This is a genomic window from Amycolatopsis lurida (assembly GCF_900105055.1).
Taxonomy (GTDB): domain Bacteria; phylum Actinomycetota; class Actinomycetes; order Mycobacteriales; family Pseudonocardiaceae; genus Amycolatopsis; species Amycolatopsis lurida.
Genome location: NZ_FNTA01000003.1, coordinates 487072 through 500550, shown reverse-complemented (window position 1 = coordinate 500550; position 13479 = coordinate 487072). Strand labels below are relative to the sequence as shown.

Here is a 13479-nt window from a genome sequence, read left to right as displayed (position 1 = left end):
ACAGTTACTTAGGTTAGCAGGAAGGCGAGAACGGTGTTCATGGCTCAGGAGAGCCCGCCTGCCGGCGGCGCGCAAATCGGGCAGATCTTCATCGCGGGCCTGATGTTCACCGCGGTCTTCCTGCCGTTGGCCCTTTTCGTGCTCCGCGAGCGCGCGGGGAAGCGGACGGTATTCGGCCGGGTCGCCGACTGGATGGGTGGATTCAGCGGTCTGCCGCGTTGGGCGGCGCTGCCGATGTTCGTCGCCTTCCTCTCCGGGATGTCGGCGCTGATCGGTGTCTACTGGGACGTGCCGATCCACATGGAGCTCGGCCGCGACGAAGGGCCGCTCGCGAACCCGTCGCACTACCCGATCTACTTCGGACTGATGGGCATCTTCGCCAGCGGCGTGCTCAGCGCGACCCTCGCGACGAAGGATCTGCCCAAGCGCACGTTCAAGATCGGCCCGCACTGGCGGGCGCCGATGGGATCCATCCAGATGATGGCGACCGGCCTGGTCGGCATCGCCGGGTTCCCGCTCGACGACGTGTGGCACCGCCTGTTCGGCCAGGACGTCACCGAATGGGGACCGACGCACGTCCTGATGATCGGCGGCGGCGTCTGTGTCGTGCTGGGACTGCAACTGCTGCTCGGCGAGGCCCGGCAGGTCGGCGCGACCGGGCCGGTCGTGCGTCTGCTCGGCCCGGTGCTCGCCGGTGCCTGGATGATGGGTGCTTCGGCGTTCCTGATGGAGTTCGACCTCGGCGTCCCGCAGTTCCCGATGCTGTCGCAGGTCGTGCTCGTCGGTCTGATCGGCGCTTGGACGCTGACCTACGGGCGGCTGTCCTGGGGGCCGGGCGGCGCGCTGATCGTGCTCGCGGTCTTCCTCGCCTCCCGCGCTTCGTTCGCCGTCATCCCGCTGTTCGCCGACCTGCACGTGGCCTCGCTGCTGCCATACGTTGCCGAAGCGCTGATCATCGAGGTCGTCGCCCTCGCGATGCGCAACCGGCAGGGTTACGCGTTCGCCGCTGTCGCCGGTCTGCTCGTGGGAACGGCCGGAATGCTCGCCGAGGCGGCGTTCACGCAATGGCTGATGCCGAACCCCTGGCCTGCCGCTCATTTGCCGCTGTTCGTCCTGTTCGGGACCGGCGCGGCGCTGGCGGGTGCGTTCATCGGTGTCTGGCAGTACCAGCGAGTGGAGGAGACGGCGACGCGGGTGCCCGCAGCGGGGCCTCGTCACGCGGTCGGGCTCGTCGGCGCGCTGGGCGCGGTCGCCTTGATGTCGGCGGTCGCCGTTCCGCAGGATCCGGAACCGGGGTTCACCGCCGACATCCGGCTGACCGAGTCCGCGACCGGGCTGCCGATCTCGAATCCGCACGGCGGCGGCACGCCCCGCTGGGTCGACGCGACCGTGACGATCTCGCGGCCGGACCTGGCCGACGACGCTGTGTGGCTCAACGGTTTCGCGTGGCAGGGCGGCGACTTCTTCACCGCGCCGCTGGAGAAGATCGGCGATGGGGTGTACCGCACCGTCCAGCCGTTGCCGGTGTTCGGCCAGTGGAAGACCGGGATCCGCGTGCACGTCCCGAACCGGGTGATGGGGCTCGCCCCGATCTACGCCCCCGCCGACCCGGCCGCGAACGCGCCGTCGATCGACGCGACGTCCGGCACCCGCCCGTTCATGTCGGAGATCGAGTTCCTGCAACGCGAACGGAAGTCGGACACGCCCGCCGTGCTGTGGACGATCGCTTACGTGACCGTCGGGCTCATCTTCGCCGGTATGTGGGCATTGTTCGCCTGGCTCTACGCGGCCGCGGCCACCGCGCGCCGGCGTGAGGTCTCGGTCGGCTGACGCCTCGCATTCAGAGGACGAAACGCTTTGCTCTCACTTCGTCGCACGTATCGATTGGGCATCATCGCGCGCAAGGCTTTTGCAAGCCCGCTTCCCTTGAATACCCAGGACACTGCACGTGGTACCGGTTCGCGCGCCGAAACGGTGACACAGTGCAATGTCAGCGAGACGTAAAGTAGCTGTCGACCACGCGACGGCATCCGCTGTGCACGATCGGTATTGGCGAGTCATTGCGCGGTTACCGCGACATGTGGTTACTTTTCCGCCTCGGGGGTTGGGTCACAGCGAGTTTCGATGGGGTGGTCTTCGTGCGCACAGAGCGTTTTCCCAGGCGACGGCGCGGTCTTCGCGTGGTCGCGGTCCTTGCCGCTTCGGCGGTCGCGACGGTGCCTTTCGTGCCCGCCGCGGCGGCGCAGCAGCAGGGCAAGGTCCTCCGGGTGGCGCTCACGACCGGCATCGACCACCTGAACCCCTTCACCGCCCAGCTGGCGGCGTCGACGCAGGTGGGCCGGTTCAACTACGAGTTCCTGACCCTCCCCTCGGCCGAGGACACCCAGCCCACGGGCGGGATCGCGGAGTCGTGGAAGACTTCGGACGACAAGCTCACCTGGACGTTCACGATCCGCCAGGGGATGAAGTGGTCCGACGGCAAACCGATCACCGCGCAGGACCCCGCGTTCACCTTCCAGCGGATGCTCGACGACGAGAACGCCCGCACCGCGAACGGCAGCTACGTCACCAACTTCGCCTCGGTTGCGGCGCCGGACGACAAGACGCTCGTCATCAAGACCAAGGCCCCGCAGGCGACCATGACCGCGCTCGACGTCCCGATCGTGCCCAAGCACATCTGGGAGCCGATCAAGGATCTCAACGCCCCCTCGACCGACGACCTGGCCGTGGTCGGCGTCGGCAGCGGACCGTATCTGCTGACCGAGTACAAGAAGAACGAGTTCGTGAAGTTCAAGGCGAACAAGGACTACTGGCGCGGGGCGCCCAAGGTCGACGAGCTGCAGCTGCTGCAGTTCAAGGACGCCGAGGCCGCGGTCAACGCGCTGAAGCAGGGCGAGGTCGACGTCATCAACCGGCTCACGCCGACGCAGTTCGACGCGCTCAAGAGCGAGAAGAACATCACCACGAACAAGGCGCCGGGCCGCCGGTACAACGAGCTCATCATCAACTTCGGCGTCAAGAACGTCCTCGACCAGCCGATCGGTGACGGCAACCCGATCCTGAAGGACGTCCGCGTCCGTAAGGCGATCGCGCAGGCCATCGACACCGAGACCATCGTCCAGAAGGTGATGAGCGGGTACGGCCAGCCCGGGACCGGTGTCGTTCCGGCGATCTACAAGGCCTACACGTGGACCCCGTCGGACGCCGAGAAGACCAAGTTCGACATCGCGGCCGCGAACGCCGCCCTCGACCAGGCCGGCTACGCCAAGGGCGCGGACGGCATCCGCGTCGCGCCCGGCGGCGCGAAGCTGGAGTTCCGGCTCGCCGGTCACGCGAACCGGCCGTTCGACCAGCGTGTCGCGCAATTCGTCAGCGGCTGGCTCAAGGACGTCGGCATCGGCGTCAAGCAGGAGCTCGTCTCCGACGACGAACTGGACGACCGCACCACCGCGGGCAACTACGACCTCGCGATCTCCGGCTACGGCACCTCGCCCGACCCGGACTACGCCCTCAGCCTGAACACCTGCGCCGGCCGCCCGAACGCCGAGGGCAACGGTGGCAGCTCGGCGACGTTCTTCTGCGACCCGCGCTACGAAGACCTGTACAAGAAGCAGCTGACCGAGTTCGACCCGGTGAAGCGCGCCGAGTTCGTCAAGCAGGCGCAGGCGGTGCTGGCGGGGGAGTACGTCGACGTCGTCCTCGACTACGACAACGTGCTCGAGGCCTACCGGTCGGACAAGTTCTCCTCGTTCACCAAGCAGCCGCAGCCCGACGGCGCGATCCTCGAGCAGTCCGGCTACTGGGGTGTCTACGGCGCCACCCCGGCCGACGCGGCCGCGGCGAACAGCGAGGAAAGCGGCAACACCGGATTGTGGATCGGCATCGGCGCGGTCGTGCTCGTGGTGCTCGTCGGTGGCGGCGTGCTGCTCGGGCGGCGCGGCAAGTCGGCCGACGACCGGGAGTAAAGGACCGCGTTGACCGAAGCACTCAGTTCCCTCGACAAGACCTCGGCGCTCGTCGATCCCGACGAGCGCCGGGGTGGGACCGGCACCGCCCGGTTCGTGCTCTCCAAGATCGGCGGCGCGCTGGCGAGCCTGGCGCTCGTCGTCGTGCTGGGGTTCTTCCTGTTCCGGACGCTGCCCGGCGACCCCGTGCGGTTCATGGTCCGCGACCGGCCGACCGATCCGAAGATGATGGCCGAACTGCGCGCGCAGATGGGCGTGGACAAACCTCTGCTGCAGCAGTTCTGGGACTACGTCGTCGGCCTGCTTCAAGGCACCATGGGCGATTCGTACCTGCAACGGCGTCCGGTCGTCGACATGATCGGCGAACGGTTGTGGCCGACGATCCTGCTGGTCGGCAGCGCGACCGTGCTCGCGGTCGCGCTCGGTCTGTGGCTCGGCGTCCGCGCGGGCTGGCGCCGGGGCAGCCGATTCGACAAGGTCCAGACCGGGATCGCCTTGACGCTGTGGTCGGTACCGCAGTTCTGGCTGGGGCTCATGCTGCTGGTGGCCACCAACGGCCTCTTTCCCAGCCGTGGCATGCACTCTCCGGACGTCGAGCCGGGCTTCTTCAGTGAAGGGCTCGACGTTCTTCACCATCTGGTACTGCCGTGCGTGACCCTTCTGGTGGTGTTCTACGCCCAGTACATGCTGGTCATGCGGTCGTCGCTGATCAGCGAGATGAACTCGGATTACCTCACCACGGCTCGGGCCAAGGGACTGCGGGACGACCTCGTCCGCAAGCGGCACGCCGTGCCCAACGCCCTGCTCCCGACGGTGACGCTGGTCTTCATGCAGTTCGGCATGGTCGTCTCGGGCGCGGTCTCGGTCGAGGCCGTGTTCAGCTGGCCGGGGCTCGGGCAGCTGCTCTACGAAGCGCTCCGCGGACCTGATCTGCCTGTGCTGCAAGGAGTCTTCGTCACCCTCGCCGGCGCGGTGGTGCTGATGAACCTGCTCGCGGAGTTGCTCTACCGCGTGCTCGACCCCAGGGTGCGGACGGCATGACCACAGCGGAGAAACCCGGTTCGATCGTCTGGCGCCGCCGCCGTGAGGCCGTGGCGAAGCGCTGGCACGAGTTCACGACGAACAAGGCGGGCGTGTTCGGGCTCGTCTTCCTGGGCGTCATCACGCTGTTGGCCATCCTCGCACCGGTGATCTCGGACGAGTCCGGTCTCGACGTCACCAAGGCCGAAGGCACCTCCCTGGATCCACCCAGCGGGGAGTTCTGGCTGGGCACCGACATCGACGGCCGTTCGGTTCTGCTGATGACGTTCTGGGGAGCGCGGATCTCGCTGCTCACCGGCTTCTCGGCGGCACTCCTCTCCGTGCTCATCGGCACGATCGTCGGGATCGCGGCCGCGCACCTCCGAGGCTGGGTGTCCGGGCTGCTGCTGCGGTTCACGGACTTCTTCCTGGTGCTGCCGTCGCTCGTGCTCGCCGTGGCGCTGGCCTCGGTGCTGGAGCAGGGCGCGATGACGGTGATCATCGCCATCGGCGTCACCGCCTGGCCGAGTACCGCGCGCCTGGTCCGTGCGCAGACGCTGACGATCGAAGGCCGTCCGTACATCGAGCGCGCGAAGGCGCTCGGTGGCGGCCACCTGCACATCGTCGGCAAACACGTCCTGCCCGGTGTCATGCCGCTCGTGCTGGCCAACACCACGCTCGTCGTGGGCAACGCGGTCATCGCGGACGCGACACTGGCCTTCCTCGGCGTCGGCAACCCGAACACCATTTCGTGGGGCACCATGCTGCAGACCGCCTTGAACAACGGCGCGATCAGCAAGGGTGCCTGGTGGAACCTGCTGCCGCCGGGTGTCGCGATCGTCGTGGTCGTTCTCGCTTTCACCCTCGTCGGACGCGCGCTGGAGACCGTGCTGAACCCGCGCCTGAAGGGACAGCACTCATGAGCCCCTTGCTGGAATTGAAGAACCTCGGCGTCACGTACGCCACCGGTGGCGGCGAGGTCGCCGCCGTCCGCGGGGTCGACCTCGTGCTCGAACCCGGCGACACCCTCGGCGTCGCGGGGGAGTCGGGGTCGGGGAAGTCGACGGTCGCGATGAGCGTGCTGCGGCTGCTTCCGCGTTCGGCGAAGGTCAGCGGGGAGATCCTGCTGGACGGCGAAGACGTCACGGCCATGAAATGGGGCAGGCTGCGCGCGGTGCGCTGGGCCGAGGCTTCGGTCGTGTTCCAGGGCGCGATGCACGCGCTCAATCCGGTGCGGAAGATCGGTGAGCAGATAGCGGAGCCGATCCGCTTGCACCCGCCCGGTGGCAAGGCACTTTCGGACAGCGAAGTCCAGGCGAAGGTTTCGGAGCTGCTCGAACAGGTCGACCTGCCGCCCGGCCGTGCGGGGGCGTACCCGCACGAGCTGTCCGGCGGCCAGAAGCAACGCGTCATGATCGCGATGGCGCTGGCCTGTTCGCCGCGGCTGATCATCGCGGACGAGCCGACGACCGCGCTCGACGTCGTCGTCCAGGCCCAGGTGCTGGACCTGCTGGGCAGGCTGGTCGCCGAACAGGGGATCGGGCTGATCATGATCAGTCATGACCTGTCGGTGCTCGCCGCCACCTGCCGACGGATCGCGGTGATGTACGACGGCGAGATCGTCGAGGAGCGGCCGAGCGCCGAGCTGATGAGCGCGCCGCGGCACGAGCACAGCAAGGCCCTGGCGGCCGCGTTCCCGACCGTCGGCGACCCGGCGTCTCGTTTCGCGCCCGCGACCAGCACGCCGCTGCCACCGGAGCCCGAACGGAGTGGCGACCGGCCGGCGTTGCTGGAAGCCGAGGATCTGCGCGTCAGCTTCCGCGACCGCACCGGCAAGCGGATCAACGCCGTCGCCGGGGTGAGCCTGCAGGTGCGGAAGGACGAGATCGTCGCGCTCGTCGGCCAGTCCGGTTCCGGCAAGACGACGCTGGCCCGGACGCTGCTCGGACTGCAGAAACCCGATTCGGGAGCGGTGCGGTACGACGGCAAGCCGGTCCCGCTCGGCGGCGCCGGGCTCAAGGCGTACCGGCGGCAGGTCCAGCTGGTGCTGCAGGACCCGACGAGCGCCCTGAACCCGAACCACACGGTGTACGAGGCCGTCGCGGAAGGCCCCCGTATCCACGGAATGGGCGCGAACGAGCACGAGATCGTCACGAAGGCACTGGAAGCGGCCGAACTCCGGCCCGCGGAGAAGTTCCTCGACCGGCTCCCGCACGAGCTGTCCGGCGGGCAGCGGCAGCGGGTCGTCATCGCGGGCGCGCTCGCGCTGGATCCCGGCGTGATCGTCGCCGACGAACCGGTGGCGTCGCTGGACGCGTCAGTGCGAGGGGAGATCCTCGCGCTGCTGCTGCGCCTGCGGCGTGAACTGGGTCTCGCCGGGCTGGTGATCACCCACGACCTCGGGCTGGCCTGGAACATCGCCGACCGGGTGGCCGTGATGTATCGCGGGGAGCTGGTGGAAGTAGGTACCGTGGAGGAGGTCCTGCTGGACCCGAAACACGACTACACGAAGTCGCTGCTCGCCGCGTTGCCCGGTGGCACCGCGCGGGAAACACCCATTGCCGCGCACTCGCACAGGCGCGGTGTGTAACCTCCAATCTCGAAATGGCGACCACTACAGACCCCCAGCAGACGCCCTCGGCCGGTTCCCTCGGCGAGCGGCTCCGGGTGCCTTCCCGGTTCCCGTACCGCACCATCGCGATGGGAACCATAGGAAGCACGCTGCTGATGCTGGCGGCGCTCGGTGCCGGTGGCACCCTCGTCCGTGACCCGATCCTGGGGCACGGACCGCTGTCGTGGATCCGCTACGGCCATGGCCGCATCCTGGCCAACGTGATGCTCTACACGGGCTTCGCGCTGATCATCTGGGCGTGGGTCCGTTTGGGCCGCTACGCGCTCGCGGGCCGGATCGGCAGCCGTCCGATCGTCATCGCCGCCGCCTGCTGGATGGCGCCGCTGCTGGTCTCGCCGCCGCTGTTCACCCGCGACGTCTTCTCCTACCTCGCGCAGGGTGCGCAGCTGTTGCACGGTCTCGACCCGTACGCCAACGGCCCGGCCGAACTGACCGTGCTGCCGGACGTCGTGCAGAACGTCCATCCGCTGTGGCAGACCACGCCCGCGCCGTACGGCCCGCTGTTCCTGCTGGTCGCCAAGGGGATCGTCTCGGTCACCGGCAACGACATGATCGCCGGTGTCATCGCGACCCGGCTGGTGCTGATGATCGGCCTGATCGGGATGCTGTGGTCGCTGCCGCGGCTGGTCAAGCACCTCGGCGGCAAGCTGCCGATCACGTTGTGGCTCGCCATCGCCAGCCCGATGACGGTGATCCACCTCGTCGGCGGACCGCACAACGACCTGCTGATGCTGGGCTTCCTCACCGTCGGCGTGCTGGCCGCGCTGGAGCGCAAGCACGTCGTCGCGATCGTCCTGGTCACCATCGGCATGCTGATCAAACCCACCGCGGCGTGGGCGCTGCCGTTCCTGGTCTGGGTGTGGGCGAACCACCTGCCCGGCGACCGGAAGGTGGTCAACTTCTTCCGCGCGGGCGCCGCGTCGGTCGGGATCTTCCTGCCGGTGTTCGTCGCGGGGACCTGGCTGTCGCTCGGTTCGGTCAATCTCGGCTGGCTGACCGGCCTCAAGGCGCCGACGCTGATCGCGAACTGGATGAACTTCCCGACCGGGATCGGCGAGATCTTCTACTCGCTGGTGAACCTGGTGATCGACGTCGAGGTCTCGCCGTTCGTCACCGTGTTCCGGGCGATCGCGATGGTCGGCCTGTTCGTCTTCGCCGGCTGGCAGTGGTGGCTCGCCCGCGACGGCGGCTACCCGGCGATCCACCGGATGGCGATCGTGCTGCTGGCCGGCGCGATCGTCCCGCCGCCCTCGCTGCCGTGGTACCTGACCTGGGGTTTCGTTGTTCTTTCCGCGTTCGAATGGCGACGCCGGAACCTCGCGGTCGTCGTCGCGGTGTCGGTGTTCGTGACACTGGTCTACTACCCGACGGGGGAGCAGGCGCTGTACGACTGGTGGTTCATGGCCGGCGTCGTCGCGGCGAGCGTCTACGCGGCCGCGTCGCTGCTGAGGCCGGATCCGCTCGGGATCGTCGCCGCTTGGCGGGGGAAGCCGGTGGAGCAGTTCCTGCCTGCCGAGGCTCCTCGCTCGTCCTGATTTGAGTACGCGAAGGCCTCCTGAGGCGTCTTAAGCGGTTCCGTGAAGGCCTCCTTGAGGGACCCAGCGTCCCTCAAGGAGGCCTTCACGGACTTCACTCGATCACCTAAGTGTATAACGACCTATACGGCATGGCTTTGGCTTTGTTGCCGTGAACGACAACAAAGCCAAAAAAAGCTCATGAAGCGCGCCACCCGCTCCATGCGTGAACGAGCGTGGTCACCACGGCATGCGGGGGAGGCTGCGCCTCGTACTGCGGATACTTCTCCCGCAGTAGCCGCACCGGCAGCGCCTGCTCGTCGGGATCGGTCAGCACCCGGGCGACACCGTCCGCCCGAGCCCACCACAGTTCGGCCCAGTCCTCGGCGTAGTGGTCAGTCAGAAAACTGACCAGCGGGTTCTCCGCGATGTTCTTCAGCCGCCGCAACGCCGTCGTGCTCTTGGGTTTGTGGTCGATCGCGAACGCCACCGAATCGCCTTCGAGAACGAACGTCACCGGCACCACGTGGGGCACGCCGTCCGAACCCGTCGTAGCCAGCCTTGCAACCCGCTCGCCTTCGAATCGTGACCGGGCTTCGGCAGGCGTCATCCGCATGCCGATGACGGTACCCAGGCAGCGTCCTGGAAGTCATGTTCACGGTCTCCGCGCCCAGGCCGCCCGGACCGCCAGGAACCACCTGGATCACGAAGCCCATCGAACAGACTCACAGGACACCGCCTAGCCCGAGTGTCGCACGCGGAGCACGTTGTCCGAACGCGTTCCCTGCTGCCCCTCCGGTCCAGGGAAGTCATGGGCGATCAGGTCCTGTCGCTCCACTGTCCATTCACCGTCGGCCAGTGCCAGCGTTTCGAGGACCTCGGCCGTCGTCGGGAAGTGGACGTCCTTGTGCGGCGGCTCTTCCATCCACGTCGGCCAGCCCGCGTGGCCGGCCACCACCAGGGTGCCGCCCGGGGCGACGGCTTCGGCGGCGCGGCGGAGTGCCTTGTCCCGCTCGCCGTCCTCGGCGACGGGGGAGTGGAAGAACTGTGCGGAGACAAGGTTGAAGCGTCCTTCCGGGAACGATTTCGCCAGGTCGTGGCGTTCCCAGACGATGCCCTCTGCGCCGGCCTGGGCCGCGTGCTCGGCGGCGCGCTTGAGCGCGACCTCCGAGATGTCGACGGCGGTGACGCGCCAACCCTGTTGGGTGAGCCAGATGGCGTCGCCGCCCTCGCCGCAGCCGAGATCGAGTGCCGTCCCCGGCGTGAGCGCGGCGACCTCGTTCACCAGGATCGGGTTCGCCTTCCCGCTCCAGACCTGATCCTTGTCCCGGTAGAAGTCTTCCCAGAACTGCCGTGTGGAATCCATGACCGCAAGATGCCTCCGCCTCGGCCGGTTTCGCAAGTCCTGTTGCTGTTACGGCAAAATCAGGAGGGTGCCCGCGTCGGCGTCGAGAGTGGCCCGCGCGCCGAGGGGGATGGTCGGCGACGCCGGGACATGCCCGACGCCGAAGTCCCAGGCGATCGGCACGCCGAGCGAGCCGAGGCGGTCGAGCATCAGGGCTCGGATCGCGTCCGGGTCGCCGCAGGACTTCCACGAGCCCAGCACGAAGCCGCGAACGCCGTCGAGCCAGCCGGAACGCAGTAGCTGGGTCAGCATCCGGTCGATCCGGTAGAGGCTCTCGGTGACGTCCTCCAGCAGCACGAGCGCGTCACGCCCTGAGCCTTGCTCGGCGCCGCCGAGGCCCGTGGTCAGCAGGGCGAGGTTGCCGCCGATGAGTGTCCCGGTCGCGGTGCCCGGCACCAGTGGCGACGCCGTCGGTGAGGCGATCAGCCGCACGCTGTCCGGTTCGAACAACGACAGCCGCAGGTGTTCGGCGGCCACCGCGTCGAACAGGGTGGTCGCGGGCATGGGGGAGAACAGCGTCTCCAGTCCCAAGTGGACGTTCACCGCCCGGTGCAGTGCCGTGATGTCGCTCGATCCGGCGAACGTCTTGGGCCCGGCCGCCTTCAGTGCCGTCCAGTCGAGCAGGTCGAGCATCCGCTGCGAACCGTAACCGCCGCGGGCGGCGAGGACGCACGTGACTCGCGGGTCCAGCCAGGCGCGGGTGAACTCGGCGGCCCGCGCCTCGTCGGAGGCGGACAGATAACCGGTAGCGGTGGCGTGGACGCAGTCGCCGACGTGGACTTCGACGCCCCAGCCGCGGAGTACCGGCAGGGCCTTCTCGACGAGGTCCGGCGGGACCGGTCCCGCCGGGGCGACCAAGGCGAGCGTGTCACCCGGGCGCGTCTTCGGTGGCCTCACCGGCTCAACCGGAGCTTCGGCACGCCGGGTGTCTCGAAGCCGAAGACCTGGCCGTAGAACGACAACTCCGCTTCGAGCGCGGCCACGATCGTCTCCGCCTTCCGGAATCCGTGCTGCTCGCCTTCGAACCTCAGGTAGGCGTGCTCGATGCCGCGCCCTTCCAGCCCGGCGACGAACCGGTCCGCCTGCTCGGGCGGGCAGATCTCGTCTTCGAGGCCTTGCAGGAACAGTAGTGGGCCGGCGAGGGTGCCGGCGTTGTTGATCGGTGATCGGTCCCGGTAGCGCTGCTCGGCGTCGGGCAGCGGTCCGATCAGCCCGTCGAGGTAGCGGGACTCGAAGTCGTGCGTCTCGCCGCCGTCGCCGGTCCACTGGGTGAGGTCGAGGATCGGGTACATCACGGTGCCCGCGCGGTAGGTCGTGGTGGTGGTCAGCGAGGCGGCGGAGGTGTACCCGCCCGCGCTGCCGCCGCGGATGGCGAGTCTGTCGGCGTCGACGGTGCCTTCGGCGGCGAGGGCTTCGGCGACGGTGACACAGTCGGCCACGTCGACGATGCCCCACTGTTCCCGCAGCCGTTCCCGATAGGCGCGTCCGTAGCCGGTCGAGCCGCCGTAGTTGACCGTGACGACCGCGATGCCGCGGCTGGTGAAGTAGGCGATCTCGTAGTCGAGCACCGCGCTGTCCCGGCCGGTCGGCCCGCCGTGCGGGTACACGAGCAGTGGAGGCAGTTCGCCGTCCGGCGCGGCGAAGTCGGCGTTCGCGGGGAGATGGACGAAGGCGGGGATCCGTTCGCCGTCTTCGGTTTTGAAGGTCCGTTCCACGGGGGGCGACAGGTAGGCGGGCGACGGCGGTTCGGGTGCCGCGGCGAGTTCGGTCACCGTCCCGTCGTCGAGGCCGACTTTCACGACGGTCCCTTCACGCTTCGGGCCCGCCGCGACGCCGGCGATGCCGCCTTCGTGGGCGGCGAAACCGTTGGTGGACCACGCGGTCAGGTCGGCGGCCGCCGTCACCGGGGTCACTTCCCGCGTCGCTTCGTCGAGGATGGCGAGCTTGCCCGACGCGATGACGGCGAACCTGCCGTCGCCAAGCGGGGTGAACCAGCGCGTGCCGAGTTTCCACTGTGCGCCGCCGATCTCCTGCTCGACCGGGGCGAGGTTCGTGATGTCGCCGTCGAGCCCGACGCGGTGCAGATTCCACCAGCCGTCCGGGTCGAGCAACGCCAGCAGGCTGTCGGCCGACTCCCATTCGACCTGGCAGACGGAGATGTCGGCCGCGCCGGCGAGCACTCGGTGTGGCCCGAACGTCCCGTCCTCGTCGAGTTCGGCGATGCACAGTTCGGTGCCGTCCCAAGGCATCGCGGGGTGGTTCCAGCCGATCCACGCCGCGCGCGTGCCGTCGGGCGAGAGTTGCGGCGAGGTGAGGAAGTGATGGCTCGCCGTCAGGACTCGTTCCGGGCCGCCGTCGAGGGGAACCGCGAGGAGATCGCGGGCGATGTCGACGCGCCGGGGGCCGATGCTGCGCTCGCGGACCAGCCACACTTCGCCGGTGCGGCCGGGTCGTAGGTCGCTGTAGCGGATCTGGTGCCGGGTCGCCGGTTCCGGGGTCAGCGGGGTCGTCTCTCCGGTGGTCAGGTCGCGGCGGTAGACGCGCTGGTCCGCCCAGTGGGTGAAGACCAGGACGTCGTCGAGGACGAGCCAGGGGCGGCCGCCGTATTCGTGGACGCGGTTCCGGGCGCTCCATGGAGCGGGAAGGACGTCTTCAACCGTGCCGTCGGCGCGAGACCGCACGAGCGTCACGCGGCCGCCTTCGCCGGTTCTCGCTTCGGCCCACCAGACCTCGTTTCCGACGGTGTCGAGCCATTGCGCGCTGACTCCCGAGGCCGCGACGGCGGCGGCCGACAGGGGAGACGTCCAGGTGCCGTAAGGGGCGATCTCAACCACGGTTGAAGACTAGGTTCGGCCCTTTGCCCATGACGGCCCGGGGCGCGGCGGTTTCGCCCTGGGCTGAACCTTGGGGCGGCGGATGCCGATCATGGGGCCGTGGCCTAGT

The 13479-nt window shown here is 68.6% G+C and carries 9 protein-coding genes and 1 pseudogene; 6 read left to right on the top strand and 4 right to left on the bottom strand.

Going from position 1 to position 13479, the window contains the following annotated elements:
* Window positions 1-39 precede the first annotated feature (39 nt).
* The 6 genes and pseudogenes from BLW75_RS04645 (at window position 40) to mptB (ending at window position 9152) form a co-directional block, all read left to right on the top strand.
* Window positions 40-1830 carry a hypothetical protein gene (locus BLW75_RS04645; protein ID WP_241783315.1) on the top strand — a complete coding sequence of 597 codons (1791 nt, stop codon included), beginning with the start codon at window positions 40-42 and terminating at the stop codon, window positions 1828-1830.
* A 248-nt stretch (window positions 1831-2078) separates the two neighbouring features.
* A pseudogene (locus BLW75_RS04640) lies at window positions 2079-3506 on the top strand (ABC transporter substrate-binding protein); the annotation flags it as partial.
* 468 nt (window positions 3507-3974) lie between these two features.
* Window positions 3975-5006 (top strand): ABC transporter permease, encoded by a 1032-nt coding sequence (locus tag BLW75_RS04635; protein ID WP_034306741.1) that lies wholly within the window; start codon window positions 3975-3977, stop codon window positions 5004-5006.
* On the top strand, window positions 5003-5908 hold the full coding sequence (locus BLW75_RS04630) for an ABC transporter permease (RefSeq protein ID WP_034306744.1): 906 nt from the start codon (window positions 5003-5005) through the stop codon (window positions 5906-5908). The genes BLW75_RS04635 and BLW75_RS04630 overlap by 4 nt, the downstream gene beginning before the upstream one ends.
* The gene (gene nikE / locus BLW75_RS04625; protein WP_034306747.1) at window positions 5905-7575 is read left to right on the top strand and encodes a nickel ABC transporter ATP-binding protein NikE; all 1671 of its coding nucleotides are present in this window, start codon (window positions 5905-5907) and stop codon (window positions 7573-7575) included. The genes BLW75_RS04630 and nikE overlap by 4 nt, the downstream gene beginning before the upstream one ends.
* Before the next feature lie 14 nt (window positions 7576-7589).
* Complete coding sequence (gene mptB, locus BLW75_RS04620; protein WP_034306749.1) at window positions 7590-9152, top strand: polyprenol phosphomannose-dependent alpha 1,6 mannosyltransferase MptB; 1563 nt, start codon at window positions 7590-7592, stop codon at window positions 9150-9152.
* 178 nt (window positions 9153-9330) lie between these two features.
* Here the strand turns inward: mptB and BLW75_RS04615 are convergent, their stop codons facing one another.
* The 4 genes from BLW75_RS04615 to BLW75_RS04600 all read right to left on the bottom strand — a co-directional run bounded on the left by BLW75_RS04615 (window position 9331) and on the right by BLW75_RS04600 (window position 13370).
* The gene (locus tag BLW75_RS04615) at window positions 9331-9747 is read right to left on the bottom strand and encodes a TIGR03668 family PPOX class F420-dependent oxidoreductase (protein ID WP_034306751.1); all 417 of its coding nucleotides are present in this window, start codon (window positions 9745-9747) and stop codon (window positions 9331-9333) included.
* 123 nt (window positions 9748-9870) lie between these two features.
* Entirely contained in the window at window positions 9871-10497 is a 627-nt protein-coding gene (locus tag BLW75_RS04610; RefSeq protein WP_034306754.1) for a class I SAM-dependent methyltransferase, read from the bottom strand.
* Window positions 10498-10545: 48 nt separating this feature from the next.
* Window positions 10546-11433 (bottom strand): S66 peptidase family protein, encoded by an 888-nt coding sequence (locus BLW75_RS04605; protein ID WP_034306756.1) that lies wholly within the window; start codon window positions 11431-11433, stop codon window positions 10546-10548.
* Entirely contained in the window at window positions 11430-13370 is a 1941-nt protein-coding gene (locus BLW75_RS04600; protein WP_034306759.1) for a S9 family peptidase, read from the bottom strand. The genes BLW75_RS04605 and BLW75_RS04600 overlap by 4 nt, the downstream gene beginning before the upstream one ends.
* Window positions 13371-13479: the final 109 nt, after the last annotated feature.

Excerpts from the sequence above, each read along its gene's own strand:
- BLW75_RS04645 (WP_241783315.1), top strand. The coding sequence starts at position 40 with ATGGCTCAGGAGAGCCCGCCTGCCGGCGGCGCGCAAATCGGGCAGATC.
- BLW75_RS04630 (WP_034306744.1), top strand. The coding sequence starts at position 5,003 with ATGACCACAGCGGAGAAACCCGGTTCGATCGTCTGGCGCCGCCGCCGT.
- nikE (WP_034306747.1), top strand. The coding sequence starts at position 5,905 with ATGAGCCCCTTGCTGGAATTGAAGAACCTCGGCGTCACGTACGCCACC.
- mptB (WP_034306749.1), top strand. The coding sequence starts at position 7,590 with ATGGCGACCACTACAGACCCCCAGCAGACGCCCTCGGCCGGTTCCCTC.
- BLW75_RS04615 (WP_034306751.1), bottom strand. The coding sequence starts at position 9,747 with ATGCGGATGACGCCTGCCGAAGCCCGGTCACGATTCGAAGGCGAGCGG.
- BLW75_RS04610 (WP_034306754.1), bottom strand. The coding sequence starts at position 10,497 with ATGGATTCCACACGGCAGTTCTGGGAAGACTTCTACCGGGACAAGGAT.